The organism is Streptomyces sp. NRRL S-646 (assembly GCF_000720765.1).
Classification (GTDB): Bacteria; Actinomycetota; Actinomycetes; order Streptomycetales; family Streptomycetaceae; genus Streptomyces.
The window spans coordinates 308,162-333,276 of the sequence record NZ_JODC01000006.1 but is presented as its reverse complement, the minus strand read 5'-3'; the positions used below and the strand labels follow the sequence as shown (position 1 = coordinate 333,276).

Genomic DNA, 25,115 nt, shown 5'->3' with positions numbered 1-25,115 from the left:
GTTAACCCTTCACTCCGGTCAGCGTGACGCCCTCGACGAACGCCTTCTGGGCGAAGAAGAACACGAGGATCACTGGGGCCATGACCAGCACGGTCGCGGCCATGGTGAGGTTCCAGTCGGTGTGGTGCGCGCCCTTGAAGGACTCCAGTCCGTAACTCAGCGTCCAGGCGCCCGGGTTCTCCGAGGCGTAGATCTGGGGGCCGAAGTAGTCGTTCCAGGCGTTGAAGAACTGGAAGAGGGCCACCGCTGCGATGCCCGGCTTGGCCATCGGAAGGACGACCTTGAGCAGGGTCCGCAGTTCGGTGCAGCCGTCCACCTTCGCTGCGTCCAGATACTCGTTCGGGATGGTCAGCAGGAACTGGCGCAGCAGGAAGATGGAGAACGCGTCCCCGAACGCCAGCGGGATGATCAGCGGCCACAGTGTGCCCGACAGGTCCAGCTGCTTCGCCCAGAACAGGTACATCGGGATGATGACCACCTGGGGCGGCAGCATCATCATCGAGATGACCAGCATCAGGGAGAGATTGCGGCCCCGGAAGCGGAACTTGGCGAGCGCGTACGCCACCGGGATCGACGAGACGACTGTAAGGACTGTTCCCAGTCCCGCGTAGATCAGCGTGTTCTTCCACCAGGTGAGGAAGCCCGGGGTGTCGAAGACCTTCTTGTAGTTGCCCCACTCCCAGGTGTGCGGGAACAGGTCCCGGCTGAGGGCCTGGGTGTCGCTCATCAGGGAGGTCAGGAGGACGAAGACGAAGGGGAGGGTGAAGAAGAGCGCGGCGGCCACCCCGAGGGAGTGGATCGCGATCCACTCCAGCAGCGTCTTCCGGCGGGCCGTGCGTTCGGCGGGGGTGACGGGTGTCGTCAACCGCACGGGCTTGTCCAGTACTTGGGCCATGGTCAGTCACCTGCCAGGTTGAGACCGCCCCGGCGCCGCATCAGGAACGCGGTGAACGCCATGGACAGGGCGAACAGGACCAGGGCGACGACGCACGCGGAGCCGTAGTCGAAGCGCTGGAAGCCGAGGTTGTAGACGAGTTGGGGGAGGGTGAGGGTCGACTTCTCCGGGTAACCGGGCTCGAACTGGGTGCCCGCGCCCTGGATCACGCCCGAGGCGACCTTCCCCGCGATCAGGGGCTGGGTGTAGCACTGCATGGCCGCGATCACACCGGTGACGACGGCGAACATGATGATCGGCGAGATGTTGGGAAGGGTGACGAACCGGAACCGTTGCCAGGCCGACGCGCCGTCCAACTCGGCCGCCTCGTACTGCTCCTGGGGCACGTCGAGCAGCGCGGCCATGAAGATGACCATGAGGTCGCCGATCCCCCACAGGAACAAGAGGGTGAGGGCGGGCTTCGACCAGGCCGGGTCGTTGAACCAGCCGGGGGCCGGGATGCCGAGCTTCTCCAGGATCGAGTTGACCGGGCCCGTTCCGGGGTTGAGGAGGAACGCGAAGGCCATGGTGGATGCCACCGGCGGAGCCAGGTAGGGCAGGTAGAACAGAGTGCGGAATACGCCTGTGGCTGTCTTGATCTTCGTGATGAGCAGGCCGATGGCGAGCCCGAACAGGACCCGGAGCGTGACGGTCACCAGGACCAGCCAGAGCGTGTTCCGCAGGGCGGGCCAGAAGTAGGGATAGTGCTCGAAGACGTAGGTCCAGTTCTTCGTGCCGCTCCACGTCGGCGGTTTGAAGCCGTCGTAGTGCATGAAGGAGAAGTAGACCGTGGAAAGCATCGGGTACGCGAAGAAGACCGCGAACCCGATCAACCAGGGCGACATGAAGGCGAGGGTCCGAAGCGCCGATTTACGGCGCTTCGACGCCAAGGTGATCGTGGCCATCTACTTCGCCTGCGCGATGTCCGTGTCGATCTGCGCGGCCGTCTTCTTCAGGCCCGCCTCGAGGTCGGTGACCTTTCCGCTCTCGTAGTCGTAGCCGAAGTTCTGGATCGTCGTGAGGTACACCCCGCCGTTGATGGAAGCGGGAGAGGTGGTCGAGTTCGGGTTCGCGGCGATGTCCAGGAATGTCTTGAAGCGCGGGTCGTACTTCAGCTTCGGGGACTTCAGGGCGGCCAGCGTCGAGGGCACGTTGTGGATGGCGTTGGAGAAGTTCACCACGGCGTCCGTGTCCGTGGTCATGTACTTCACCAGCTCCCAGGCCGCGTTCTGCTTGTGGCTGGCGGCGGAGATGCCGGTGATGGTGCCGGTGATGTAGCCCTTGCCGTACTGGCTCGCCTGGTCGTCGGGGACGGGCAGCGGGGCCACCCCGATGTCGAACTTCGGCTTGGCGTCCAGGGCCATTCCCAGGCGCCATTCGCCGTCCAGCTGCATGGCCACCTGACCGGTGTGGAAGGGGTGCTTGACACCCCATTCGTCACCGAGCTTGGAGCGGTAGGTCTCCAGCTTCTTGAAGCCGCCGAGTTCGTCGACGAGCTTCTTCTGGAGCGTGAATCCGGCCTCGAATGCGGGGTCCGTGGCGAGCTGAGACTTGCCGGCCCTGTTGAAGTACGTCGGAGAGAACTGGCCGAAGTAGTGCTCGGTCGTGGTCTCCCAGCCGTGGTAGTCCGGCATGAAGCCGAGCTGCTTGTAGCTGTCGCCGTCCGGGACGGTCAGTTTCTTGGCGTCGGCCTCGAATTCGGACCATGTCTTCGGCGGAGTCCTGATACCCGCCTTCGCGAAGGCCGTCTTGTTGTAGTAGAGCCCGTACGCGTCGCCCAGCAGCGGTGCCGCGCAGCGGTTGCCGTCGAACTGGGTGTACTCGCTCATCGCCTTCGGGAACGTCGTCGCCGGGTCGATGCCCGCCTTCTTGAAGAAGGGGCCCAGGTCGACCAGCGCACCCGACGAGCAGAACTTTCCGACGTTGTTGGTGGTGAAGGAGGAGATGACGTCCGGAGCCTTGTCGCCGCCCGTGCGCAGGGCCTGGTTGATCTTGTCGTCGGTCATGTTGGCGACGACGTTCACATGGATGTTGGGGTGTGCCTTCTCGAAGCCGGCGATCAGGGAGTTGACGGCCTTCACTTCATTGGGCGCGCTCCAGGCGTGCCAGAAGTTGATGGTCGTGTCCTTCGAGGCGTCGTCGTCGGCGCTCGAGGAGGACTGGCCGGTACATGCGGTGGCGAGCAGGGCGAGGGAGGCGGAGGCGGCGAGAGCGAGGGCCGCTTTCCGGGATATTCCGGGCATGGCAGGGTCTCCCAGGGACAGGGCAGGGGATGGTGAGGGAAGGCGGGGGGTGAGTGCGGGGGCCCGTACGCGGTGCGGACGCGGTGCGTACGGGGTGTCAGCGCGAGGTGTCGAAGACCTCGTCGCGGGTGGTCGCGAGGGCGCTCTCCAACGCGCCGCGCAGCACGGGGTGTTCACGGACGTCGCCGACCACGAGCCGGGGCCGGGAGGCCGCCAGCTCCTCCAGCTCGGCCTGGACGAGGGCGCGCAGCACCTCGCCGCCGGAGGTCAGCGAGGCGCCGCTGAGGACGACGAGTTCGGGGTCGAGGACGGAGACGAGGGAGGCGAGACCGGTGGCCAGCCGGGTCGCGTACGTCTGCAGCAGCTTGCGGTTCAGGACGGTGTCCTCGGCGGCGGCCCGCTCGACGAGGGCGGCGGCGACCTCGGCGTACGGCCCTGAGGGGATGTTTCCGATGCCGAGTTCACCGGCGAGGTGCGGGATGGCCTGGGAGCCGGCCAGCTCCTGGTAGCCACCACTGTTGGCTTTGGTGACATGCCGGACCAGCGGCGCACCGGGAACAGGAAGGAAACCCACCTCTCCCGCGCCGCCGGTCCAGCCGCGGTGCAGTCGCCCGCCGAGGACGAGGGCGGCACCGAGGCCTCCCTCGTTCCACAGCAGTACGAAGTCCTCGTGTCCGCGGGCCGCGCCCAGCCGCTGTTCGGCGACGGCGGCGAGGTTGACGTCGTTCTCGTACTCGACCGGCATCGGCAGGGCGGCGGCGAGTTCGTCGAGGAGGGCCGGGGTGTGCCAGCCGGGCAGATGGGAGGCGTAGCGCAGGCGGCCGGTGTTGGGGTCGAAGGCGCCGGGGGTGCCGATGACGAGCCGGTGGATGTCGTCGCGGGCGAGCCCCGCGGCCTTCACGGCGCCGTCGAGGGCGTCGGTGACCTGCCGGACGACGGGCTGGGTGGGCCGCCTGCCGGGGGTCGGGAGCTCGAAGGAGCCCACCGTGCGGCCGGTGATGTCGGCGACGGCGGCGAGGACACGCTCGGGGGTGACGTCGAGCCCGGCGGCGTATGCCGCGGCCGGATTGACCTCGTACAGCTGGGCGTTGGGGCCGGGGCGTCCCTCGGTGGTGCCGGTGGCGAGGACGAGCCCGGCCGCTTCGAGGCGGGCGAGCAGCTGGGAGGCGGTCGGCTTGGAGAGGCCGGTGAGCTTGCCGATCCGCGTGCGGGACAGCGGGCCGTGCTCCAGGAGGAGGTCCAGGGCGGCGCGGTCGTTCATGGCGCGCAGGACGCGCGGGGTGCCCGGCGTGCCGGCTGTTCCTGCCATGTGGGTCGCCACCTGCCTTTCGACTGCCCAGCTTCTCATTGATCACTGTGTCGAGGACCCACTGATCACTGTTAGGAAAGTTTCCTATTGGCTGGAAAGGAACGTAAGCCCAGGGCGAAGGAGGCGTCAAGAGAAACCGCCCCCGAGGCAACGGACTCGTTACCTCGGGGGCGGCGGGAGTGACTGGTGGGGCCGGCCGGGCCTTACTTCGGCGCCGACCGCTGCTGGATGATCGGTGATGCCGCTGCCGCCTGCGGGGAATCGGAGTTGGAGAACACCGACGGAGCCGCGACCGCCGCCGTCGGGTCGGCGGCCTCCTCCTCGTCCAGAGGGGCCGTCGCGCCGCCCACGATGCGGATGTTCGCCGCGTCGAAGGCGCGCTTGATGCGCCAGCGCAGTTCCCGTTCGACGGTGAGGGACTTGCCGGGCATCGTCTTCGCGGAGACGCGGACCACCATCGAGTCCAGCAGCACGCTGTCCAGGCCGAGGACCTCGATCGGGCTCCACAGGAGCTCGTTCCAGGGCTCCTCCGCGCTCATCTTCTCGGCGACCTCGTCGAGGGTGGCCTTCACCCGGTCCAGGTCCTCGTTCGCCTTCACGGTCACGTCCACGCCAGCCGTCGCCCAGCCCTGGGAGAGGTTGCCGATGCGCTTGACCTCGCCGTTGCGGACGTACCAGATCTCGCCGCTCGCGCCGCGCAGCTTCGTCACGCGCAGGCCGACCTCAATGACCTCACCGGACGCGACGCCCGCGTCGATCGAGTCGCCGACGCCGTACTGGTCCTCCAGGATCATGAAGACGCCGGAGAGGAAGTCCGTGACCAGGTTCCGGGCGCCGAAACCGATCGCCACACCTGCGACACCGGCGGAGGCGAGCAGCGGGGCCAGGTTGATCTGGAACGCGGCCAGGATCATCAGGGCCGCGGTGCCGAGGATCGCGAAGGACGCGACCGAGCGCAGCACCGAGCCGATCGCCTGGGAGCGCTGGCGGCGGCGCTCGTTGTTGACCAGCAGGCCGCCCAGCGAGGTGCCGTCGACCGCCTCGGCGGTGCGGGTCATCCGGTCTATCAGCTTGGTGATCGCCCGCTGCACGACCGCTCTGAGCACCCCGGCTATCACCAGGATCAGCAGGACCCTGAGGCCGATCGCGAGCCACGTGGACCAGTTCTGCTCCACCCAGCTGGCGGCGTTGGTCGCGCTCTCCTGGGCGTCCTGGAACGTGGGGACCGCCGGGGTCGTCGACTCCGAGGGGGTCGGCGACGGCGACGAACCGGCGGCCAGTAGGACGGCGGGCAAGGACACGGCAGGTACCTCCAGGTGCAACGGTCTGCCGTCCCGTACGTCGACTCGGTCAAGGTCACGAAAAGGTCACCGGGAGGGCAGGCCCACCACACTATCGGGGCATGGTGTGCGAATCCTTGCCATCTTCTGAGGAGAGACCGTGCCCACCCCGGGTTGAGCAGGTGGGATAAACCGATGCCCCTCCGGGGGATGAATCAGATGTGGTCGAAAACACTCCCAGCCCGTTACCGGGACATGGTGGCGCTTCCACCAGGCAAGAGGGGAGACTGACTACAGATCGTCCCGGCGCGAGCCACGCGCCGCCGACGCCCAAGGAGGCATCCGTGCCGCATGTCCTGGTCCTCAACGCGTCGTACGAGCCACTCGGCGTCGTACCGCTCCGTCGCGCGCTCGTCCTCGTCCTGGAGAACAAGGCTGTCTCCTTGGAGGAATCCGGCGCCTTCATGCACAGCGCAACCGTCACAGTCCCCGCACCCAGCGTGGTCCGGCTCAAGCGATTCGTCCGGGTTCCCTATCGGGGGCCCGTTCCTCTGACCCGTAGGGCGCTCTTCGCGCGCGACGGGGGCCGGTGCATGTACTGCGGTGGCGTCGCAACCAGCGTCGACCACGTCATCCCGCGCAGCCGCGGGGGCAAACACGTCTGGGACAACGTGGTGGCGTCCTGCCGCCGCTGCAACCACGTGAAGGCCGACCGACACCTCTTCGAGATCGGCTGGCGGCTGCGCCACAAACCCGCTCCACCCACCGGCCTGGCCTGGCGCATCATCGGCACCGGCCATAGGGACCCGCGCTGGCTGCCGTACTTGCAGCCGTACGGCGCGGAGGACGCCATGGCCCGGATCGACGGCATTTCCGCCTGACGATCCGGGCCTTCGCATACCCCCGGTGACGGGGCCTGCGGTCACCGCCCGGCCCCGGGAGTCCCCCGTGCTCCCGGAGCCGGACCGTCATGCGTAGCGCAGCTCCGCGGGGCGGATCGAGCGGCGCAGCAGCGGCAGCGAGGTGGCTGCCGCCAGCAGACAGGCCGGGTAGACGGCGAGCGGGACCAGGAGCGCGGCGTACGGCACGGGCAGTGCCGCGTGGGCCGAGGCGATCGAGCCGTACCAGAAGCTGATCACCGTGCCGCCGAGGCCGGCCGCCGCGATCGCGGGCGCCAGCGGCACCGCGGTCTCCAGCAGCAGCGCCCGGGCCAGTACGCCGTGCGGCACCCCGGCGGCGGCCTGTGCGGCCAGACCCCGGCGCCGGGTGGCGACGGACTCGGCGGTGCCCACGGCGAGCGCGGTCAGCAGGAGCGCGAGGGCGACGAGGATCGCGGCGCCGGTCAGGTTCAGACCGTTCTCGTAGAACCCGTTCCCTTCGGCGTACTGCTCGTGCGAGGAGTGCAGCTGCGACAGCATCACCTGCCGTACGCCCGCGAAGCCCGAGGCCACCACCGTCACCAGCAGCACCGCGGCATGCGTGCGTGCCGCCGCCCACGGGTCGTCGCGCAGCCGTCCCGCCGCGATCAGCACCGCCGGGCTCTTGGCGCGGGCGGTGAGTCCCTCGCCCAGCTGCCGGGCCGACGCCCCGGTCAGCCACACCGCCACCGCGCCGACCAGCAGACACACGGCGAACACGGTCAGCGGGGCGAGCGCGAACTCGAACGGGATGTCATGGAAGAAGGGGATGACGACGATGTACACCACCGTCAGCGCGAGCACCGCGGTCGCCACCCGGAACATCCGCCCCGGACCCTCGGCCGGCCGCACCCGCCGCACCCGCCCCAGCGGCGAGGCCACCACGCCCCGCAGCACCAGCACGCTCACGGCCGCGCCAAGCACCGGCACCCCGACCGCCACCACGGCGACGCCCGCCCAGGCCAGGGGGTCGGGGCTGCGCCACAGCCGCAGCAGCATCAGCACGGAGAACACCGTGGCCACCGCCGAACCCGCCAGACACGCCAGCCCGGACTCCAGCGCCGCGATCCGCCGCACCTGGGCGGGCGTGGCCCCCGCCAGCCGCAGCGCGGCCAGCCTGCGGTCCCGGTGCACGGCGCCGATCCGAGCGCACTGGCCGAGGAATCCGAGCACCGGGATGAACAGCATCAGCAGCGCGAAGATCACGCCGATGCGGGTGCCGGGGTCGTCGAGCAGGCCGCCGCCCACGGACATGCTGTGGTGGCCCTCCAGCGGCAGCAGCACGGCGATCACCAGCCCCAGTCCGGTCGCCAGGGCCGCGCCGACCGTGGTGAGGAGCACGCGCCAGCCTTCGCGGCGGTCGGAACTCCGGGTCAGCAGCCACGCCAGCCGCAGCTCGGCCCTCATGCGGTCACCCCCGCCGGCAGCACGGCCCCGTCGCTCAGCCGGACCTCGCGGTCCGCGTAGGCCGCGACCTGCGCGTCGTGCGTGATCAGCAGCACCGCCGTGCCCGCCTCGCGAGTCGCATGGACCAGGGACGTCATCACCTGCTCGGTCGCCAGGGAGTCCAGTGCACCGGTCGGCTCGTCGGCGAAGACGACCTTGGGGCCGGTGACCAACGCCCGCGCCAGCGCCGCCCGCTGGGCCTGGCCGCCGCTCATCTCGCCGGGCCGCAGCGCCTCCTGCCCCCGTACGCCGAACCGCTCCAGCCACTCGCCGGCCGCCGCCCGGGCGTCCTTGCGGGAGGCGCCCGCGAGCATCAGCGGCAGCGCCACGTTGTCCAGCGCCGTCAGCTCCGGAATCAGCTGCCCGAACTGGAACACCACCCCGAAGTCGGTCCGGCGCAGCTCGCTCAGCCGCTTCTCCGGCAGCTGGTCGAGCCGCTGCCCGTCGAACGTCACCGAGCCCGCGTCCGGGCTGACGATGCCGGCCAGGCAGTGCAGCAGAGTGGACTTCCCGCTGCCGCTGGTGCCGGTCACGGCCAGGATCTCGCCGGCCCGCAGCTCCACCGAGGCGCCGCGCAGCGCCTCGGTCCTGCTGTGCGCCTTGGTGAGGTCACGGGCCGCCAGGAGCGGCACCGTGCTGTCCCCGTTGCTCATGCTGCGTCGACCTCCGCGGTCAGGGTGGTGAGCCGGGCCGCCGTCGTGGTCATCCAGCGGAGGTCGGCGTCGAGATGGTTGAGGGCGTAGTCCGTCGAGAGCACGGTCGCGAGATCGGCGCCGGGCGCCGTCTTGACCGCCGTGAGCTCCCGCATCCGTTGCATGTGTGCGGCGCGCTGGGCGGCCAGATAGGCGTCCGCGTCGCCGCCGGAGAGGATCGAGACGACGACCTTGGCGAAGATCTCGTTCGTCACGAAGGGGGCCGGCGGGGCGACCTCTCCGGCCCACTTGGCCAGTTCACGCGCCCCGTCGTCGGTCGAGCGGTACGTCGTCCGCTCCGGGCCGCCGTCCGAGTCCGTGCCCTCGACCTCCGCGAGGCCGTCCCGGACCAGGCGCTGCAGGGTCGTGTAGACCTGCCCGTAGGCCAGCGGACGGGCCTGCGGGAAACGTTCGTCGTGCCGCCGCTTCAGGTCGTAGCCATGGCTCGGCCCCGAGGCGAGCAGCCCCAGCAGGATGTGGCGGGTGCTCATGGCGATCATTATGCACTCGATACATGTACTGAGTGAATAGTGGCGGCTGCCGGGTCTTGGAGTTGACGCAGAATGTGAGGAGGGGCACGTAGTCCCCTTCTGTACGTCTGCCGCCGCGCCCCGTGGGTAGGGCTGCGTTAACCCGCAACCTCGCCGTACTCGACAAGGAGGCCCCCGTGGCCGCACCGGCTTACCCCCTCTCCAAACCCGTGGCGCAGCTGCCGTCCCTCGATCCCGAGCCGCACTTCTGCGTCTTCAGCGCGGAGGGCGCCTGCGCCGAGACCCCGCTGACCAGCGAACCGCCACTGCCCGAGGCCGAGCCGCTCACCAGTGAGCCGCCGCTCGCCGACGCCGCGCCCCTGACCAGCGAGGCGGTGGCCCCCGAGCCGGACGCTCCGAGGTTCTAGATGATGGTGCAGGGGTCGGCCGACCCGCCCTCCGAGGACCTGTCCCGGCTCGCCGCACTGCACGGCGTCGCCACCTCCTACAGCCCCTCCCCGGACCGCACGGTCGCGGCCTCCGCCACCGCCGTCACCCTCGCCCTCGCCGCCCTCGGCATCGACGCGAGCACCGACGACGTGACCCGTGCCGCGCTCGCCGCCCGCGAGCGGGAGCTCGGCGAACGGCTGCTGCCGCCGACGGTGGTCCTGTGGAGCGGCGCCACGTCCTCCGCCCTCGAAGCCCTCCCGGCCGGTACCCGACTGCGCATCGAGACCGAGCAGGGCGAGACGCGGGCGTCCGCCGAGCACCTCCCGCCCGGCGTCCACCGGTTGACGGTCACCGCCCCCGACGGCCGCAGCGCCGAGGCCCATCTCGTCGTAGCCCCGCCCCGGCTGCCCACGCCCACCGCACGCTCGTACGGCCTGCTCGTCCAGCTCTACTCCCTGCTCTCCCGGCGCTCCTGGGGCATGGGCGACCTCGGTGACCTCGCCGAACTCACCGCCTGGGCCGGACGTGCGCTCGGCGCCGGATTCGTCCAGGTCAACCCGTTGCACGCGGCCGTGCCCGGCGCCCCCACCGACCCCTCCCCGTACCGCCCCTCCTCCCGCCGCTTCCCCGACCCCGTACACCTGCGCGTCGAGGACATCCCCGAATACGCCCACGTCGAGGACCGGGAGCGGGTGCGGGCGCAGCTGGGGCGCGCCGCCGAACTGCGCGAAGCGGTGCTGGAGAAGGGCGCGCTGATCGACCGGGACGCCGTGTGGGAGCTCAAGCGTCAGGCGCTGGAGCTGATCCGCGAGGTGGAGCTCGGGCCCGGCCGGCGCGCCGCGTACGTCGACTTCCTCGCCGAGCAGGGCGAGGCCCTGGAGGACCACGCCACCTGGTACGCCCTCGCCGAGGTGCACGGCTCCGACTGGAGCCGCTGGCCCGCCGCCCTGCGCGATCCCCGCTCGGCCGAAACCGCGCGCGCCCGCAGGGAGTTGATGGACCGCGTCGACTTCCACTCCCGCCTCGCCTGGCTCACCGACACCCAGCTCACCGACGCCCAGCGCGCCGCCCGCGAGGCCGGGATGCCGGTCGGGATCGTGCACGACCTGGCGGTCGGGGTGCACCCCGGCGGCGCCGACGCCTGGGCGCAGCAGGAGTACTTCGCCGCCGGGATGTCGGTGGGCGCACCGCCGGACGCCTTCAACGCGCGCGGCCAGGACTGGGGCCTGCCGCCCTGGAGACCGGACCGCCTCGCCGAGTCCGGCTACGCGCCGTACCGGCGATTGCTCCGAGCCCTGTTCCGCTACGCCGGCGCCCTGCGCATCGACCACGTCATGGGCCTGTTCCGCCTCTGGTGGGTGCCGCAGGGACATCCGCCCACGGAGGGCACATACGTCCGCTACGACGCCGAGGCCATGCTCGCCATCCTCGTGCTGGAGGCCTCGCGCGCCGGGGCGGTCGTCATCGGCGAGGACCTGGGCACCGTTGAGCCGGGGGTGCGGGAGACACTGCGCGAGCGCGGGGTGCTCGGCACCTCGGTGCTGTGGTTCGAGCGGGACTGGGAGGGCGACGGACAGCCGCTGCCGCCTCAGGCCTGGCGTGCCGACTGCCTCGCCACCGCCACCACCCACGACCTGCCGCCCACCGCCGCCCGCCTCACCGGCGAACACGTCGAACTCCGCGAGCGCCTGGGCCTGTTGACCCGCCCGCTGGAAGAGGAGCGCGCGGAGGCGGCGAACGACACGGGGGAGTGGCTGGGCCTGCTCGCCCGCCTCGGCCTGCTGCACGGCACCGGCGGCGCGCACGGCGTGTCGGAGGAGGAGGCCGAGATCCAGGCCGTCCACCGCTTCCTGCTGCGCACCCCGTCCCGCATGATCGGCATCTGGCTCCCCGACACGACCGGCGACCGCCGCCCGCAGAACCTCCCCGGCACCTGGGACCAGTACCCGAACTGGCGACTGCCGATCGCGGACGCGGAGGGTCGCCCGGTGACGCTGGAGGAACTGGCCGGGTCGCCGCGGCTGCATGCGCTGATCGACGTACTGCGGACGGTACGGCCGGAGTGAGGAGAGGGGGGCGTAGAGCACTCCCCGAACGAGCGGCCCCACGCTCTCAGAACCTGCCGGGGACCTGGGGCCAGTACCCAATTGGCGACTGCCGATCGCGGACGCGGAGGGTCGCCCGGTGACGCTGGAGGAACTGGCCGGGTCACCGCGGCTGCATGCGCTGATCGACGTACTGCGGACGGTACGGCCGGGGTGAGGAGGGGGCGGATCTCGTAGGGCACCCCCCGAACGAGCGGCCCCAATCGTCGTTCGATACTTTTGACAGCGTGGACAAGAAGAACGCCCTGCGCGCCGGCGCCCTGGCCGCCGGTACGACGCTGATGATGCTGCTCATGTCGTCCCCCGCCTCCGCGCTGATCCGCGACGACGGCGACGACCCCGGCAAGGGCCTGAGCGTCGGCGAGACGCTGGGCCTCTACGTCCTGGCACCGCTGGCACTGTTCGCGGTCATCGCGGGCCTGGTGATGGTGCTGGACAAGTCCAAGGACCGTCAGCCGAAGGCCAAGGCGAAGGCCTGACCTCCGACTGACCCCACACGTCTTTCGAGGGCACCGGTCCCGCCGTACAACGGGCGGGACCGGTGCCCTCGGCATGTTCTGCAGGGGGCTCAGCCCCGGGGCGCTCGGTCTCAGGGGCTCGGCGCCGTCAGGTACCGCTGCAGCGTCGGGGCCAGCCATGCCGTGAGCTCCTCGCGGCTCAGCGCCACGGTCGGCGGGAACCGCAGGACGTAGCGGGTGAGCGCCAGCCCGAGCAGCTGCGCCGCAGCGAGCGCGGCCCGTGCGGGGGCCTGCTCGGGATCGGGACACACCGTGCGGGCGACCGGCATCATCTGGTCCCGGAAGATCTCCTGCATCCGCTCGGCCCCGGCCCTGTTGGTCGCCCCGACCCGGAGCAGGGCCGTCAGCACCTCGTTCTCCTCCCACATCGCGAGGAAGTGCGCCACGAGCACCCAGCCGACCTGCTCCCGGGGGAGCGCGGTCACGTCCGGCATCCTCAGATCGATGGAGACGGCCGCCGCGAACAGGCCCTCCTTGTTGCCGTAGTAGCGCATCACCATGGAGGGGTCGATGCCCGCGTCCTTGGCGATGGCGCGGATGGTGGCCCTGTCGTAGCCGTCGGTCGCGAAGCGTTCGCGGGCCGCGATGAGGATGGCGTTACGGGTGGTCTCCGAGCGGCGGCGGGTGCCACCGGAACCGGAATCCGTGCTGCTGCTGTCGCTGACTTTCACGTCAACAAGCGTAGGCCAGCGCGCGTTGGCCAACAAGTGTTGACTTCCCTCGCGCCGCCGCCCTACGCCCGTCGGCAAGCGTTGGTCAACAGATCTGCGCGGCGGCAGGTTCCTACTGATCACCCCGGAGGTCTACGAGGACCAGGGCGCCCGCAAGGACCGGCTGGCCGTGGAGCGCTGGGCGAGCGACCGGCGTACGACCGTCCTGGTCCGCCCCGACGGGTACGTGGCCTGGGTGGCGGACTCGGCGGACGCGGCGCGCATCGAGGACGCGGTGGCCCGGTACGTGGGCTAGTGCCCGGCCTCCTGTGTACCCGCCATCAACTCCCGTAGTAGGTCGGCCAGTTGGCCGGCCTGTTCGTCGTTCATGGTGGCCAGGGCCTCCGTCTGGACGGCGAGGCCGGCGCCGACCGCCTGGTCGATGACCGCCAACCCCTTCTCGGTGAGGGTCACCTGGAGGGCCCGGCGGTCGTGCGGGTCGGGGGAGCGGCGCAGCAGGCCGGCGCGTTCCAGTTTGTCGAGGCGGCCGGTCATGCCGCCCGTGGTGAGCATCAGGGTCGCCGAGAGCTGGCGCGGCGAGAGGGCGTACGGCTCTCCGGAGCGGCGCAGGGTCGCCAGCACGTCGAACTCGCCGCGCGAGATGCCGTACGGGGCGTAGGCCTTCTCCATGCGGTCGCCCATGGTGCGGGAGAGGCGGTAGATCCGCCCGAAGACCTCCATCGCCCTGGTGTCGAGGTCCGGTCGCACCTCCGCCCACTGCTCGATGATCGCGTCGACGGCGTCCTTGCGCTGTGCACTCATGTCCCGAGTATCCGCATGCGCAGAGTCACTCGCAAGAAAGTAGCTTGACGGAAAGTGGCTTAGCGCTAAGCTAATCACTGCCAAGTTAATCGTCGGCGGGCTGTCTTCCGCTCGTCGTCGAGCGCATCCGATTCCGAGAGGTCAACCGTGAAGAAAGCGGAGAAACCGGACCGCATACCCGGCCAGTGGGCCCTGCCCGTCGCCGCCGCCGTCAACGGCGTCGGCACGGGCATGTACGTGCCCTTCACGCTGGTCTTCTTCCACTACGTCACCGGCCTCTCCTTCACCACCGTCGGGCTGGTGCTCACCGTGACCGGGCTCGTCGGTATCGCCGCCCTGCCGCTGGCCGGTGCGGCCGTCGACCGGTTCGGCGCGCGGCGCGTGCAGCTCGCGCTGTACGGGGTGCGTGCCGTAGGTTTCGCCGTCTACCCCTTCGCCGGCTCCCTCGCCGCCTTCGCCGCGGTCGCGCTGGTGACCGCCGCGGCCGACCGCGCCTTTCCCGCCGTGCAGTCCTCGCTCCTCGGCGAGGTGGCGCAGGGTGCCGGGCGGGACCGGCTGCAGGCCGCCACCCGGGCGCTGCAGAACGGCGGCAACGGCGCCGGCGCCCTGCTGGCCACCCTGGTCATCGCCTTCGCCGGACCCACCGCCTACACCTACGCGGCCTGGGGCAACGCCCTGTCCTTCGCCCTCGCCGCGCTGCTGCTGCGACCGCTCAGGCCGTTGCCTGCCGCCGACGATACGGCGGCTCGGCGGCCCGGGGCCGGTTACCGGCTCGTGCTCGCCGACCGGCCCTTCCTGGTCGTCACCGGCGCCAACTTCCTGAACGCGCTGAGCTATTCGGCCCTGTCCGTGCTCTTCCCGCTGTTCCTCGTGGAGTGGCTGCACGGGCCCGCGGTGCTCACCGGCGCCGCCTTCACGATCAACACCGTGCTGTGCGCGGCGGCCGGGGTGTTCGTCGGCGGACGGGTACGCAGGGCCGGTGCCCGGCGCACCCGGGCTGCCGCGCTGGGCGGGGGTCTGTTCGCGGTGGCGTTCCTCGGGCAGATCGCGCTGGGCACCCTGCGGCCGCACTCCGGCCCGGTGCTGGGCGGGGCCCTGGCCGCCGTGGTCCTCGTCTACACGCTCGGCGAGCTGATCCACAGCCCCGCCGCCGAGGTCCTCGCCGTGTCGGCTGCGCCCGGGGCCGCGCGCGGGCGCTACCTGGCGGCGTACCAGATGTCCTGGTCGCTGGCGAAGGCGGTGGCGCCGTCGCTGTTCACGGCGCTGCTCGCGGTGGACGGCCGGGCGCCCTGGGCGGTCCTGGTCCTCACTTCGGCGCTGGCGGCCGCCCTCCTGATCCGCGCGGAACGCCGGCTGCCGGCCGACGCGGTACGGCCGGTCGCAGAGACCGTCGTACGCAAAGCACGCTCCGAGGGGGCCCGGACGGCCGGAATTCCGTCCCTCTCCTCCCGTCACCCCGAAGGAACCCGGTCATGAAACGGACCGCGACCGTCCTGGTCACCGCCCTCGCCCCCGTCTCGTGGGGCACCACCTACGCCGTCACCACGCAGTTCCTCCCGGCCGACCGTCCGCTGTTCACCGCTCTGGCCCGAGCCCTGCCCGCCGGTCTGCTTCTGCTGGCCGTCACCCGGGTGCTGCCGCGCGGTGCCTGGTGGTGGAAGTCGGCGGTGCTCGGTGCGCTGAACATCGGTGCCTTCTTCCCGCTGCTGTTCCTGTCCGCATACCGGCTGCCCGGCGGCATGGCGGCCGTCGTCGGCTCGGTCGGGCCGCTGTTCGTGGTCGGACTGTCGGCGCTGCTGCTGGGGCAGCGGCCGACGAGGCGGGCGCTGCTCGCCGGGGTCGTGGCGGCGTTCGGTGTCAGCCTCGTCGTACTGAAAGCGGCCGGAGCGCTCGACCCCGTCGGTGTGCTGGCCGCCCTCGCGTCGTCCGCGTCGATGTCCACCGGCACGGTGCTGACCAAGAAGTGGAGGCGCCCGGAAGGTGTGGGTCCGCTCGCCCTCACCGGCTGGCAGCTGACAGCCGGCGGGCTGCTCATCGCCCCGCTCGCCCTCCTCGTCGAGGGCGCCCCGCCCGCCCTGGACGCCCGCGCGGTCGGCGGCTACCTCTACCTCGCCCTCGCCAACACGGCCGTCGCCTACTGGCTCTGGTTCCGCGGCATCGGCCGGCTCACCGCCACCCAGGTCACCTTCCTCGGCCCGCTCTCCCCGCTGACCGCGGCGGTGGTCGGCTGGGCAGCCCTCGGCCAGGCGCTCACCCCGGTCCAACTCGCGGGCATGGCGCTGGCGTTCGGCGCGACGGTGGCGGGTCAGGCGGCAAAGCCTGCTCGCCCTCAATTGTTCAGTTCTGCTGAAATGAATCGTCGAAAAGATTCGATGGACCTGACAGGTGTGTCGCTGCGACGGTAGATCCACCGAGATCACCCGTCACCGAAAGGACCTCCGTGGCCGTCGCCCTGGACCGGACCGCCTCCACCCTCACCACCCGCTCCCTCCGCGGGCTCGCGCCGGCCGCGCTCGCCACCGTCGTCTGGTCCGGCAGCTTCGTCACCTCGCGGGCACTGCACGACAGTGTGCCGCCGGTGCAGCAGGCGTTCTGGCGATGGGTGGTCGCATTGGTGGCCGTGGCGCCCTTCGGGGCCCGGCAGGCCTGGCGGCAACGCGAGTTGATACGACGTCACCTAGGGTTCGTGCTGCTCGCCTCGCTCCTCGGTGTCACCGTCTACAACACCCTGGTCAACCAGGCCGGGCTGACCGTCCCGGCCGCCGACATGGGCATGATCATGGCCGCTTCGCCGGTGCTGATGGCGCTGTTCGAGCGGGTGGGCGGTGCCCGGCTGGGGGTGCGCCGGGCCGTCGGGCTGCTGACGGCGTGCGGGGGTGTGGTGCTCCTGGTCGGGGGCGGAGCCGCAGATCCATCCGGCGCGCCCGGCGACCTGTGGATGATCGCCGCCGCCTGCTGCTTCGGCTCGTACAGTGCGCTGCTGCGGCGCAGGCCGACCGGGCTCGGCGGTACGGCCTTCCTGTTCACCACCTTCCTGTTCGGCACCGCCCTGCTGCTGCCCGCCCAGGCTGTGAGCGTGGCGGCGCAGGGCACCTTCACACCGACGCCCGGGACCGTCCTCCCGCTCCTCTACGTCGGCGTCGCCTCCTCCGCCGTCGCGTTCTTCGCCTGGAACAAGGCGATCGGCCTGATCGGTGCGGCCCGCGCGGGAGCGGTCTACTACCTCCAGCCGGTGTGCGTGGCACTGCTGTCCTGGGCGGTGCTCGGTGAGCAGGTCGGCCGGACGCAGGCGCTGAGCATGGCGCTGATCCTCGGCGGGGTGGTGCTGGGCGCGGCCGTATAGGTTGCCGCCATGGTCGACTGGGACATCCGGAAGCTGCAGATCCTGCGGACGCTCGGGGAGCGGGAGACGGTCACCGCGACCGCCGAGGCGCTGCGGATGACGCCGTCCGCGGTGTCCCAGCAGCTGACCAACCTGGCCAAGCAGCTCGGGGTGCCGCTGTTGGAGGCGCAGGGGCGGCGGGTGCGGCTGACGGACGCGGCGCGGCTGGTGCTGCGGCATGCGGAGGCCGTGTTCGAGCAACTGGAGTGTGCCGACGCCGAGTTGGCGGCGTACACGCAGGGCGAGGTCGGCGAGGTGCGGGTCGGCGCCTTCTCCACGGCCGTACCCGCTCTGGTCGTGCCTGCCGTACGGGCGCTGCGGACCCGGCACCCCGGAGTGACCGTACGGGTGCGGGAAGCGGAGGCCGGGGAGGCGTACGAGCTGCTCGCCGCAGGGGACGTCGACCTCGCGCTCTCCCTCGCCGCCCAGGCCCCGACCGCCGCCGATCCCCGCTTCACCCGCGTCCCGCTGCTCGCCGACCCCCTCGACCTCGCCCTGCCCCGCGACCACCCCCTTGCGGCCGCCGACGGGCTGCGGCTGGCCGACCTCGCCGGGGAGCCGTGGATCTTCGGCGGCAGCGGGCCCTGGTCGGACATCACCCGCGGGGCCTGCGAGGCGGCCGGGTTCAGCCCCGTGCAGGGGCATTCGGCGGCCGGGTGGACGGCGATCCTGGCGATGGTCGAGGCCGGGATGGGGATCGCGCTGGTGCCGCGCATGGCGGTCGTGGGCAGGGAGGGCGTCGCGATGCGGGAGCTGACGGAGGACCGGCCGCGACGGCATGTCGTGGCGGCCGTACGGAAGGGGGCCGGGGAGGGGGCGGCGGTGGGACGGGTGCTGGGGGTTTTGCGGGAGGTATGCGGCTCCGCCGCGGGGGCGTGATGCCGTCGGCCGTCTGCGGCGCCGTTGTGGCTGGTCGCTCCCCATCGCGGCGGAGCCGCAGATCGATGGAGCCCCGCGACCCTTTGTCGCGCTGCCGAACCCGCGGCAGACTGCGCCCGACCCGCTCAGGCGAAGTAGTGCCCCTCCTCCAGATCCTCGATCAGGCTGGGCCCCGTCGGCTCCCAGCCGAGCCACTTGCGGGTCAGCGTGTTCGAGGCCGGTGCGTCGAGGCCGGCGACGTTCGCCAGCCAGCCGAAGTGGGCGGGCGCCTCCTCGGCGGTGATGCTCCTGACCGGGACGTCCAGGTGGTGACCGATGGCGGCGGCGATGTCGCGGAACGGGACGCCCTCGTCGGCCACGGCATGCAGACGGGTGCCCGCGGGCGCCGACTCCAGGGCGAGGCGGACCAGGCGTGCCGCGTCCGTGCGGTGCACGGCGGGCCAGCGGTTGGCGCCGTCGCCGACGTAGGCCGCGAAGCCCTTCTCGCGGGCGATGCCGATCAGCATCGAAACGAAGCCCTTGTCTCCCCGGCCGTGCACGGTCGGGGAGAACCGGACGGCCGCCGACCTGACCCCGCGGCCGGCCAGCGCGACGGCCGCGTCCTCGTTCCGCGCCCGGACCGCCCCGAACGACTCCGGCGGGGCCGTGTCCTCCTCGGTGTTGAGCCTTCCCGGCTGCAGCAGCGCCGTGCCGGAGGACATCACGAAGGGCTTGTCCGAGCCCTCCAGTGCCGTCCCGATCGCCTCGATGGCCCGCAGATCGGCCGCGCACGCGGCGGCGAAGTCGAAGTCGGCCGAGAAGTCGTGGATGAAGGCGAAGTGGGCGACGCCGTCGGCCGCGGCCGCCCCCTCGCGCAGGCTGTCCAGGTCGTCCAGCGCACCGCGCCGCACTTCGGCCCCAGCGGCCGCCAGCGCCGCGGCGGAGGAGTCCGAGCGGGCCAGCCCCGTGACCTGGTGCCCGGCGTCGAGGAGTTCGCGGACGACCGCGGAGCCAATGAAACCGGTCGCGCCCGTGACGAATACGCGCATGGTGGAGCCCCTTCGAGGGTGATGAGTGGGTGTGCCTCCATCCTCCGGAGCGGGTGGCGGCCGCGTCCAAAGCCTGTTCCGAATAGCGCAATACGGTTCGGGCATCACCGCAGGTGAGTAGGGTGGATACATGGCTGACCTCGACCTGCGTCTGGTCCGGTACTTCACCGCCGTGGCCGAGCACCGCCACTTCGGGCGTGCCGCCGAGGCTCTGCACATCACCCAGCCGTCCCTGAGTAGGCAGATCGCGGCCCTGGAACAGCAGCTGGGCGCCCGGCTGCTGGACCGCACCCCGCGCGGCACCCGGCTCACCGAGGCCGGCGAGGTGTTCCTGCCGCGTGCGAGGGCGCTGCTGCGCGCCGCCGAGCAGGCCGCGGCCGAGACCCGTGCCGCCGCCGAGCCCAGCCGGTTCACCGTCGGCTTCACCAGCGGCCTGATCGTCACCTCGGCCGTGCGCGAGCTGCGGCGCCGGCATCCGGACGCGGACGTACGCAGCCGGCATCTGCGCTGGGACGGGGCGCGCGCCGCTCTGCTCGAACGCCGGGTGGACGCCGTGGTGACCCGACTGCCCTTCGCCACCGACCAGTTGGAGGTGACCGTCCTCTACGACGAGCCCAGGGCCGTGGTGGTCCCCGTCGATCACCGCCTGGCCGGCAAGGAGTCCGTCACCGTCGACGACATCGCGGACGAGCCGATGCCCAGGATCACCGGCGCCGACCCCGCCTGGGCGTCCTTCTGGCGCCTCGAACCCCGGCCGGACGGCCGCCCGGTGCCCGAGGGCCCCGAGATCCTGGATCTGGAGGACAAGTTCGAGGTCGTGGCCGCCGGGGAGGCCCTGGTCATCACGGCCTACCCGACCGGCGTCCGCCTGCGCCCCGACGTCACCGCGGTCCCGCTGCACGGCGTGGAGCCCAGCCAGGTCGCCCTCGCCACCCGCGCCGGTGACCGCAGCCGTCTGGTGTCCGCGTTCCGCAAGATCGCCCGCACCCACCTCACCCGGCCGTCCGAACCGGCGTGACCGCAGGCCCCCTCGGGCCCCCGTATCGCGATAGCGTCACACCGTCCCCGCGTGACGCAATGCCTTCCCTACTCCGGAGGTGCCCCGTGGTCGCCGACACCTGTGCCCACTGCGGCAAACCGCTCCCCGCACGGGCGGGCCGCACCGGCCGCAGCTCCGTGTACTGCTCGGCCGCGTGCCGGCAGAAGGCATACCGGGAGCGGCAGGGGACCGGGACGGGAGCCAGTGTGCAGGGTCTGATCGACGACATCGGGCGGCAGGTCAAGGAACTCACACCGCAGCCGCCGTCCGTGCTGTACTCCGGGGTGGCCGACCTGTCTTCCGCCGTGGCGCGGCTGCGGCGGGTAGCCCGGACCGCCCGGGACACCGCGAAGGAGCCCCAGGGACCCACCGAGGCATCCGTAACACCGAAGGCCGTTACGGAAATCCCCCTCACCGAGGCAGACTTCGCCACCCTCACCGAGTCCCACCGCCGGGAGATCCACGTCCACTGCTACCGCATGACCGGCTCCTACGACGACGCCGAGGACCTCGTGCAGGAGACGTTCCTGCGGGCCTGGCGGGCCCGGGAGTCCTTCGAGGGGCGGGCCGGCGCCCGCACCTGGCTGTACCGCATCGCCACCAACGCCTGCCTGGACTTCCAGCGCCGTACCGCCCGCCGCCCGCAGCGCTACGAGCCGATCCCCGGCATGAACCACGGCACCGGCGAGGCCCCGGCCCGCATCACCTGGCTGCAGCCCTACCCCGACGACGAGCTGCCCACTGCCGAGGAGGACCGGCCGGACGTCGCCGCCGTCTCCCGCGAGACCCTGGAGCTGGTCTTTCTCGCCGCCATCCAGCACCTCCCGCCCCGCCAGCGGGCCGTGCTGATCCTGCGGGACGTGCTCGGCCTGACCGCCGCCGAGACCGCCGAGGCCCTCGACCTGACCGTGGCCTCAGCCAACAGCGCCCTGCAGCGGGCCCGCCCCACCCTCCGCGACCATCTGCCCGGGCAGCGCGCGGAGTGGAGCGCCGGCGAGCCGACGGAAGCCCAACGCACCGTCCTGCAGCGGTACATGACCGCCGCCGAGCAGCTCGACTTCGCCGCGATGACCGACCTGCTCAGCAAGGACGTCACGCTCACCATGCCGCCCAACCCGTTCTGGTTCACCGGCCGGGACGCCCTCGTCGAGTTCCTGCGCCCCACCCTCGACCCGGCGTCCCCCATGTTCTTCGGCCACTGGCGCCACCTGCCCGCCCGCGCCAACGGGCAGCTCGCGGCGGGCGGTTACGTCCGCAGACCCGGTACGCACGTCCACCGCGCCCAGGTCCTCGACGTCCTGCGCTTCGACGCCGACGACCGGATCGTGGAGATCACGTCCTTCGAACCGCATCTGTTCCCGGCCTTCGGACTGCCACTGCGGCTGTGAGCACCGATGAGTGATCGGGGCGCGGTGCGTCTGTATGACCGACCGACACGGAACACCCCTACCGAGGAGATCACCATGCTGCTCAGCGACAAGACCGCGATCGTGTACGGCGCCGGCGGCTCCATCGGCGGTGCGGTCGCCCGCGCCTTCGCCGCCGAGGGCGCACGCGTCCACCTGGTCGGACGGGCCCGCAAGACGCTGGAGGCCGTGGCCGCCGACATCAAGGACGCCGAGGTGGCCGTCGTGGACGCCCTCGACGAGGCGGCCGTCGAAGAGCACCTCGCGGGCGTCGGCGACGTCGACATCTCGTTCAACCTCGTCACCCGCGGTGATGTGCAGGGCGCCCCGCTCACCGACATGCCCGTGGACGACTTCATGCGGCCCGTGCTGGGCGGTGTCCGCGCCAACTTCATCACCGCCCGCGGCGCCGCCCGCCGCATGGCCGAGCGTGGCTCCGGCGTGATCCTCACCCTCAACAGCGGCTCCGCGCACGGCAGCCCGATGATGGGCGGCACGGGGCCCGCCGACGCCGCCATCGACACGCTCGTCCGCAACCTGGCCGTGGAGTGCGGTCCGCGCGGGGTGCGCGCCGTCGGCCTGTGGGCGGCCGGGGTGCCCGAGACCTTCACCGTCGAGAAGCTCTCCGCGGTCAACCCGGCCATCGACGAAGCCGCCGTCCAGGGCATCGTCGCCAACCTCGCCGGGATGCGCATGACACACCGCAACCCCACCCTCGCCGAGGTGGCCGCCACCGCCGTCTTCCTCGCCTCGGACCACGCGGGCGGCATCACCGGCACGTTCGTCAACGTGACGGGCGGGATGATCGCGCGCTGAGCGCGGGAACGAGGAAGGGCGCCCGGTGTGACACCGGGCGCCCTCGTTCACGTACTCCTGCGGGTGGCTACGCCTCCGCGTCTGCCGCCTGTGCCCTCAGCGCGCGCTCGACCCCCGAGCGGGACTCCGAGACCAGGCGGCGCAGGGCCGCGCCGGGCTCGGCGGAGGAGAGCCAGGCGTCCGTCCTGTCCAGGGTCTCCTGGGACACCTGGACGGCCGGGTAGAGGCCGACCGCGATCTGCTGGGCGATCTCGTGCGAGCGGGAGTCCCAGACGTCCTTGACCACCTCGAAGTACTTCTCGGTGTACGGGGCGAGCAGCTCGCGCTGGTCGGTCTGGACGAAGCCGCCGATGACCGCCTCCTGGACGGCGTTCGGCAGCTTGTCGGACTCGACGACCTGCGCCCAGACCTCCGCCTTCGCCTCCGGGGTCGGCCGGGCCGCACGGGCGCCGGCCGCATGGCGCTCGCCCGCGGCGGTCCTGTCCCGCTCGTACTCGCCGGCGATCTCGGTCTCGTCGTAGCGGCCGACCGCCGCCAGCCGCTGCACGAACGCCCAGCGCAGCTCCGTGTCGACGGCCAGCCCCTCGATCGTCTGCGAACCGTCCAGCAGGGCCTCCAGCAGGTCCAGCTGCTCCGGCGTCCTCGCGGTCGCCGCGAACGCCCGCGCCCAGGCCAGCTGGTGGTCGCTGCTCGCCTCGGCCGCGCGCAGATGGGCCAGCGTGGCGTCGGTCCAGCGGGTGAGCAGGGCCTCGCGGGCGGCCGGGTCGGCGTACAGGTCGATCGCCAGCTTCACCTGGCGGTGCAGCGACTGCACGACACCGATGTCGGACTCCTTGCCGATGCCCGACAGGACCAGCGAGAGGTAGTCGCGGGTCGCGAGCTCCGCGTCCCGCGTCATGTCCCAGGCGGAGGCCCAGCACAGGGCACGCGGGAGGGACGACTCGAAGTCGCCCAGGTGCTCGGTGACGAACGCCAGCGACTGCTCGTCGAGGCGGACCTTGGCGTACGACAGGTCGTCGTCGTTGAGCAGGACGACGGCCGGGCGGCGCTTGCCCACCAGCTGCGGTACGGCGGTCAGTTCACCGTCGACGTCCAGCTCGATGCGCTCGTCGCGGACCAGCTTGCCGCTGTCGTCGTCGAGTTCGTACAGGCCGACCGCGATGCGGTGCGGGCGGAGGGTCGGCTCGCCCTTCGCGCCCGCGGGGAGCGCCGGGGCCTCCTGGCGGATGGCGAAGGAGGTGACGACACCGGCGGCGTCCGTCTCGATCTCGGGACGGAGGATGTTGATGCCGGCGGTCTGGAGCCATTTCTCCGACCAGTTCTTCAGGTCGCGGCCGGAGGTCTCCTCCAGCGCGCCCAGCAGGTCGGACAGGCGGGTGTTGCCGTACGCGTGACGCTTGAAGTACGCCTGCACGCCCCCGAAGAACTCGTCCATGCCCACGTACGCGACGAGCTGCTTGAGGACGGAGGCGCCCTTGGCATACGTGATGCCGTCGAAGTTCACCAGCACGTCGTCGAGATCGCGGATCTCGGCCATGATCGGGTGGGTGGAGGGCAGCTGGTCCTGCCGGTAGGCCCACGTCTTCATGGAGTTGGCGAACGTGGTCCAGGAGTGCGGCCAGCGCGACTGGGGGTGGTACGCCTGGCAGGCGATGGAGGTGTAGGTGGCGAACGACTCGTTCAGCCACAGGTCGTTCCACCACTCCATGGTGACCAGGTCGCCGAACCACATGTGCGCCAGCTCGTGCAGGATGGTCTCCGCGCGCAGCTCGTACGACGCGTCGGTGACCTTGGAGCGGAACACGTACTGGTCCCGGATGGTCACCGCACCGGCGTTCTCCATCGCGCCCGCGTTGAACTCCGGCACGAACAGCTGGTCGTACTTCTTGAACGGGTACGCGTAGTCGAACTTCTCCTGGAACCACTCGAAGCCCTGCCGCGTGACCTCGAAGATCGCGTCGGAGTCGAGGAACTCGGCGAGCGAGGGCCGGCAGTAGATGCCCAGCGGCACGCTCTGCCCGTCCTTCTCGTACACGCTGTGCACGGAGTGGTACGGGCCGACGATGAGCGCCGTGATGTACGACGAGATCCGCGGCGTCGGCTCGAAGACCCAGGTGTCGTCCTTGGGCTCGGGCGTCGGCGAGTTGGAGATGACGGTCCAGCCGGAGGGCGCCTTCACCGTGAACTGGAAGGTCGCCTTGAGGTCGGGCTGCTCGAACGACGCGAACACACGACGGGCGTCCGGGACCTCGAACTGGGTGTAGAGATAAGCCTGTTGGTCGACGGGGTCGACGAAACGGTGCAGCCCCTCACCCGTGTTGGTGTAGGCGCAGTCGGCGACGATCCGGAGGATGTTACGGCCCTCCAGCAGTCCCGGCAGGGCGATCCGCGAGTCCTTGAAGAGCTCGGCGGGGTCGAGGGCGTCGCCGTTCAGCGTCACCTCGTGGACGGCCGGGGCCACCAGGTCGATGAAGGACTCGGCGCCGTTTTCGGCCACGTCGAAGCGTACCGTCGTCACGGACCGGTAGGTGCCGCCCTCCTGCGCGCCGGAGAGGTCGAGATCGATCTCGTACGAGTCAACGGTGAGCAGCTTCGCCCTCTGCTGCGCCTCTTCGCGGGTCAGGTTTGTGCCAGGCACGCGGTCATCTCCTCGTCATGTGTCGGTTCAGCCATCCTTCCACGGGACCGTGGGGAGGGCGACGAGGGTTATCCCGATGATCCGCTGCGGC

General features: G+C 71.2%; 24 protein-coding genes. 12 read left to right on the top strand and 12 right to left on the bottom strand.

Going from position 1 to position 25,115, the window contains the following annotated elements:
- Position 1: 1 nt before the first annotated feature.
- From IH68_RS0115020 to IH68_RS0115000, 5 genes are all read right to left on the bottom strand, one after another.
- A complete protein-coding gene (locus tag IH68_RS0115020) occupies positions 2–895 on the bottom strand; it encodes a carbohydrate ABC transporter permease (protein WP_030934577.1) in 894 nt (297 codons plus the stop codon).
- Between the two features lie 2 nt (positions 896–897).
- Positions 898–1,839 carry a carbohydrate ABC transporter permease gene (locus IH68_RS0115015; RefSeq protein WP_030934574.1) on the bottom strand — a complete coding sequence of 314 codons (942 nt, stop codon included), beginning with the start codon at positions 1,837–1,839 and terminating at the stop codon, positions 898–900.
- Complete coding sequence (locus tag IH68_RS0115010; RefSeq protein ID WP_030934571.1) at positions 1,840–3,177, bottom strand: ABC transporter substrate-binding protein; 1,338 nt, start codon at positions 3,175–3,177, stop codon at positions 1,840–1,842.
- A gap of 97 nt (positions 3,178–3,274) precedes the next feature.
- Positions 3,275–4,486, bottom strand: a complete 1,212-nt coding sequence (locus tag IH68_RS0115005) for an ROK family transcriptional regulator (RefSeq protein ID WP_030934568.1) — start codon at positions 4,484–4,486, stop codon at positions 3,275–3,277.
- Positions 4,487–4,689: 203 nt separating this feature from the next.
- Positions 4,690–5,787, bottom strand: coding sequence for a mechanosensitive ion channel family protein (locus tag IH68_RS0115000; RefSeq protein ID WP_030934566.1), 1,098 nt, complete (start codon positions 5,785–5,787; stop codon positions 4,690–4,692).
- Positions 5,788–6,110: 323 nt separating this feature from the next.
- Here IH68_RS0115000 and IH68_RS0114995 point away from each other — a divergent pair, with 323 nt between their 5' ends.
- Positions 6,111–6,647 (top strand): HNH endonuclease, encoded by a 537-nt coding sequence (locus IH68_RS0114995; RefSeq protein WP_020116449.1) that lies wholly within the window; start codon positions 6,111–6,113, stop codon positions 6,645–6,647.
- Positions 6,648–6,734: 87 nt separating this feature from the next.
- Here IH68_RS0114995 and IH68_RS0114990 read toward each other — a convergent pair whose 3' ends face one another.
- The 3 genes from IH68_RS0114990 to IH68_RS0114980 are packed head-to-tail and all read right to left on the bottom strand — an operon-like array spanning position 6,735 to position 9,312.
- The gene (locus tag IH68_RS0114990; protein WP_030934560.1) at positions 6,735–8,090 is read right to left on the bottom strand and encodes an FtsX-like permease family protein; all 1,356 of its coding nucleotides are present in this window, start codon (positions 8,088–8,090) and stop codon (positions 6,735–6,737) included.
- Positions 8,087–8,782, bottom strand: a complete 696-nt coding sequence (locus IH68_RS0114985) for an ABC transporter ATP-binding protein (RefSeq protein WP_030934557.1) — start codon at positions 8,780–8,782, stop codon at positions 8,087–8,089. The genes IH68_RS0114990 and IH68_RS0114985 overlap by 4 nt, the downstream gene beginning before the upstream one ends.
- The gene (locus tag IH68_RS0114980) at positions 8,779–9,312 is read right to left on the bottom strand and encodes a PadR family transcriptional regulator (protein ID WP_030934554.1); all 534 of its coding nucleotides are present in this window, start codon (positions 9,310–9,312) and stop codon (positions 8,779–8,781) included. The genes IH68_RS0114985 and IH68_RS0114980 overlap by 4 nt, the downstream gene beginning before the upstream one ends.
- Positions 9,313–9,488: 176 nt before the next feature.
- Between IH68_RS0114980 and IH68_RS0114975 the strand changes: the two genes are divergently transcribed.
- The 3 genes from IH68_RS0114975 (at position 9,489) to IH68_RS0114965 (ending at position 12,325) form a co-directional block, all read left to right on the top strand.
- Complete coding sequence (locus tag IH68_RS0114975; RefSeq protein WP_030934551.1) at positions 9,489–9,719, top strand: hypothetical protein; 231 nt, start codon at positions 9,489–9,491, stop codon at positions 9,717–9,719.
- Positions 9,720–11,807 carry a 4-alpha-glucanotransferase gene (gene malQ, locus IH68_RS0114970; RefSeq protein ID WP_030934547.1) on the top strand — a complete coding sequence of 696 codons (2,088 nt, stop codon included), beginning with the start codon at positions 9,720–9,722 and terminating at the stop codon, positions 11,805–11,807.
- A gap of 266 nt (positions 11,808–12,073) precedes the next feature.
- The gene (locus IH68_RS0114965; RefSeq protein WP_030934544.1) at positions 12,074–12,325 is read left to right on the top strand and encodes a hypothetical protein; all 252 of its coding nucleotides are present in this window, start codon (positions 12,074–12,076) and stop codon (positions 12,323–12,325) included.
- A gap of 110 nt (positions 12,326–12,435) precedes the next feature.
- Here the strand turns inward: IH68_RS0114965 and IH68_RS0114960 are convergent, their stop codons facing one another.
- Complete coding sequence (locus tag IH68_RS0114960; RefSeq protein WP_030934542.1) at positions 12,436–13,035, bottom strand: TetR/AcrR family transcriptional regulator; 600 nt, start codon at positions 13,033–13,035, stop codon at positions 12,436–12,438.
- 94 nt (positions 13,036–13,129) lie between these two features.
- Here IH68_RS0114960 and IH68_RS53070 point away from each other — a divergent pair, with 94 nt between their 5' ends.
- Positions 13,130–13,330, top strand: coding sequence for a hypothetical protein (locus IH68_RS53070; RefSeq protein ID WP_420718987.1), 201 nt, complete (start codon positions 13,130–13,132; stop codon positions 13,328–13,330).
- On the opposite strand, the gene IH68_RS0114950 is transcribed toward IH68_RS53070, so the two are convergent.
- On the bottom strand, positions 13,327–13,836 hold the full coding sequence (locus IH68_RS0114950) for a MarR family winged helix-turn-helix transcriptional regulator (RefSeq protein ID WP_030934540.1): 510 nt from the start codon (positions 13,834–13,836) through the stop codon (positions 13,327–13,329). The genes IH68_RS53070 and IH68_RS0114950 overlap by 4 nt on opposite strands.
- A 147-nt stretch (positions 13,837–13,983) precedes the next feature.
- On the opposite strand from IH68_RS0114950, the gene IH68_RS0114945 reads away from it, so the two are divergent.
- Genes IH68_RS0114945 through IH68_RS0114930 form a run of 4 tightly spaced genes read left to right on the top strand, consistent with a single transcriptional unit; the run spans position 13,984 to position 18,097 of the window.
- Positions 13,984–15,312, top strand: a complete 1,329-nt coding sequence (locus tag IH68_RS0114945) for an MFS transporter (RefSeq protein ID WP_078912457.1) — start codon at positions 13,984–13,986, stop codon at positions 15,310–15,312.
- Positions 15,309–16,241 (top strand): EamA family transporter, encoded by a 933-nt coding sequence (locus IH68_RS0114940; protein ID WP_030934534.1) that lies wholly within the window; start codon positions 15,309–15,311, stop codon positions 16,239–16,241. Before IH68_RS0114945 ends, IH68_RS0114940 begins: the two co-directional genes overlap by 4 nt.
- Positions 16,242–16,276: 35 nt before the next feature.
- A complete protein-coding gene (locus IH68_RS0114935) occupies positions 16,277–17,179 on the top strand; it encodes a DMT family transporter (RefSeq protein ID WP_051833429.1) in 903 nt (300 codons plus the stop codon).
- Positions 17,180–17,188: 9 nt separating this feature from the next.
- Entirely contained in the window at positions 17,189–18,097 is a 909-nt protein-coding gene (locus IH68_RS0114930; protein ID WP_030934529.1) for a LysR substrate-binding domain-containing protein, read from the top strand.
- A 125-nt stretch (positions 18,098–18,222) separates the two neighbouring features.
- Here the strand turns inward: IH68_RS0114930 and IH68_RS0114925 are convergent, their stop codons facing one another.
- The gene (locus IH68_RS0114925) at positions 18,223–19,125 is read right to left on the bottom strand and encodes an SDR family oxidoreductase (protein ID WP_030934526.1); all 903 of its coding nucleotides are present in this window, start codon (positions 19,123–19,125) and stop codon (positions 18,223–18,225) included.
- 130 nt (positions 19,126–19,255) lie between these two features.
- Between IH68_RS0114925 and IH68_RS0114920 the strand changes: the two genes are divergently transcribed.
- The 3 genes from IH68_RS0114920 to IH68_RS0114910 all read left to right on the top strand — a co-directional run bounded on the left by IH68_RS0114920 (position 19,256) and on the right by IH68_RS0114910 (position 22,386).
- Positions 19,256–20,143 carry a LysR family transcriptional regulator gene (locus tag IH68_RS0114920; protein ID WP_030934523.1) on the top strand — a complete coding sequence of 296 codons (888 nt, stop codon included), beginning with the start codon at positions 19,256–19,258 and terminating at the stop codon, positions 20,141–20,143.
- Between the two features lie 86 nt (positions 20,144–20,229).
- On the top strand, positions 20,230–21,552 hold the full coding sequence (locus tag IH68_RS0114915) for a sigma-70 family RNA polymerase sigma factor (RefSeq protein WP_030934520.1): 1,323 nt from the start codon (positions 20,230–20,232) through the stop codon (positions 21,550–21,552).
- Positions 21,553–21,627: 75 nt separating this feature from the next.
- Complete coding sequence (locus IH68_RS0114910; protein ID WP_030934516.1) at positions 21,628–22,386, top strand: SDR family NAD(P)-dependent oxidoreductase; 759 nt, start codon at positions 21,628–21,630, stop codon at positions 22,384–22,386.
- A gap of 67 nt (positions 22,387–22,453) precedes the next feature.
- Here IH68_RS0114910 and pepN read toward each other — a convergent pair whose 3' ends face one another.
- Positions 22,454–25,024 carry an aminopeptidase N gene (gene pepN, locus IH68_RS0114905; protein ID WP_030934514.1) on the bottom strand — a complete coding sequence of 857 codons (2,571 nt, stop codon included), beginning with the start codon at positions 25,022–25,024 and terminating at the stop codon, positions 22,454–22,456.
- Positions 25,025–25,115: the final 91 nt, after the last annotated feature.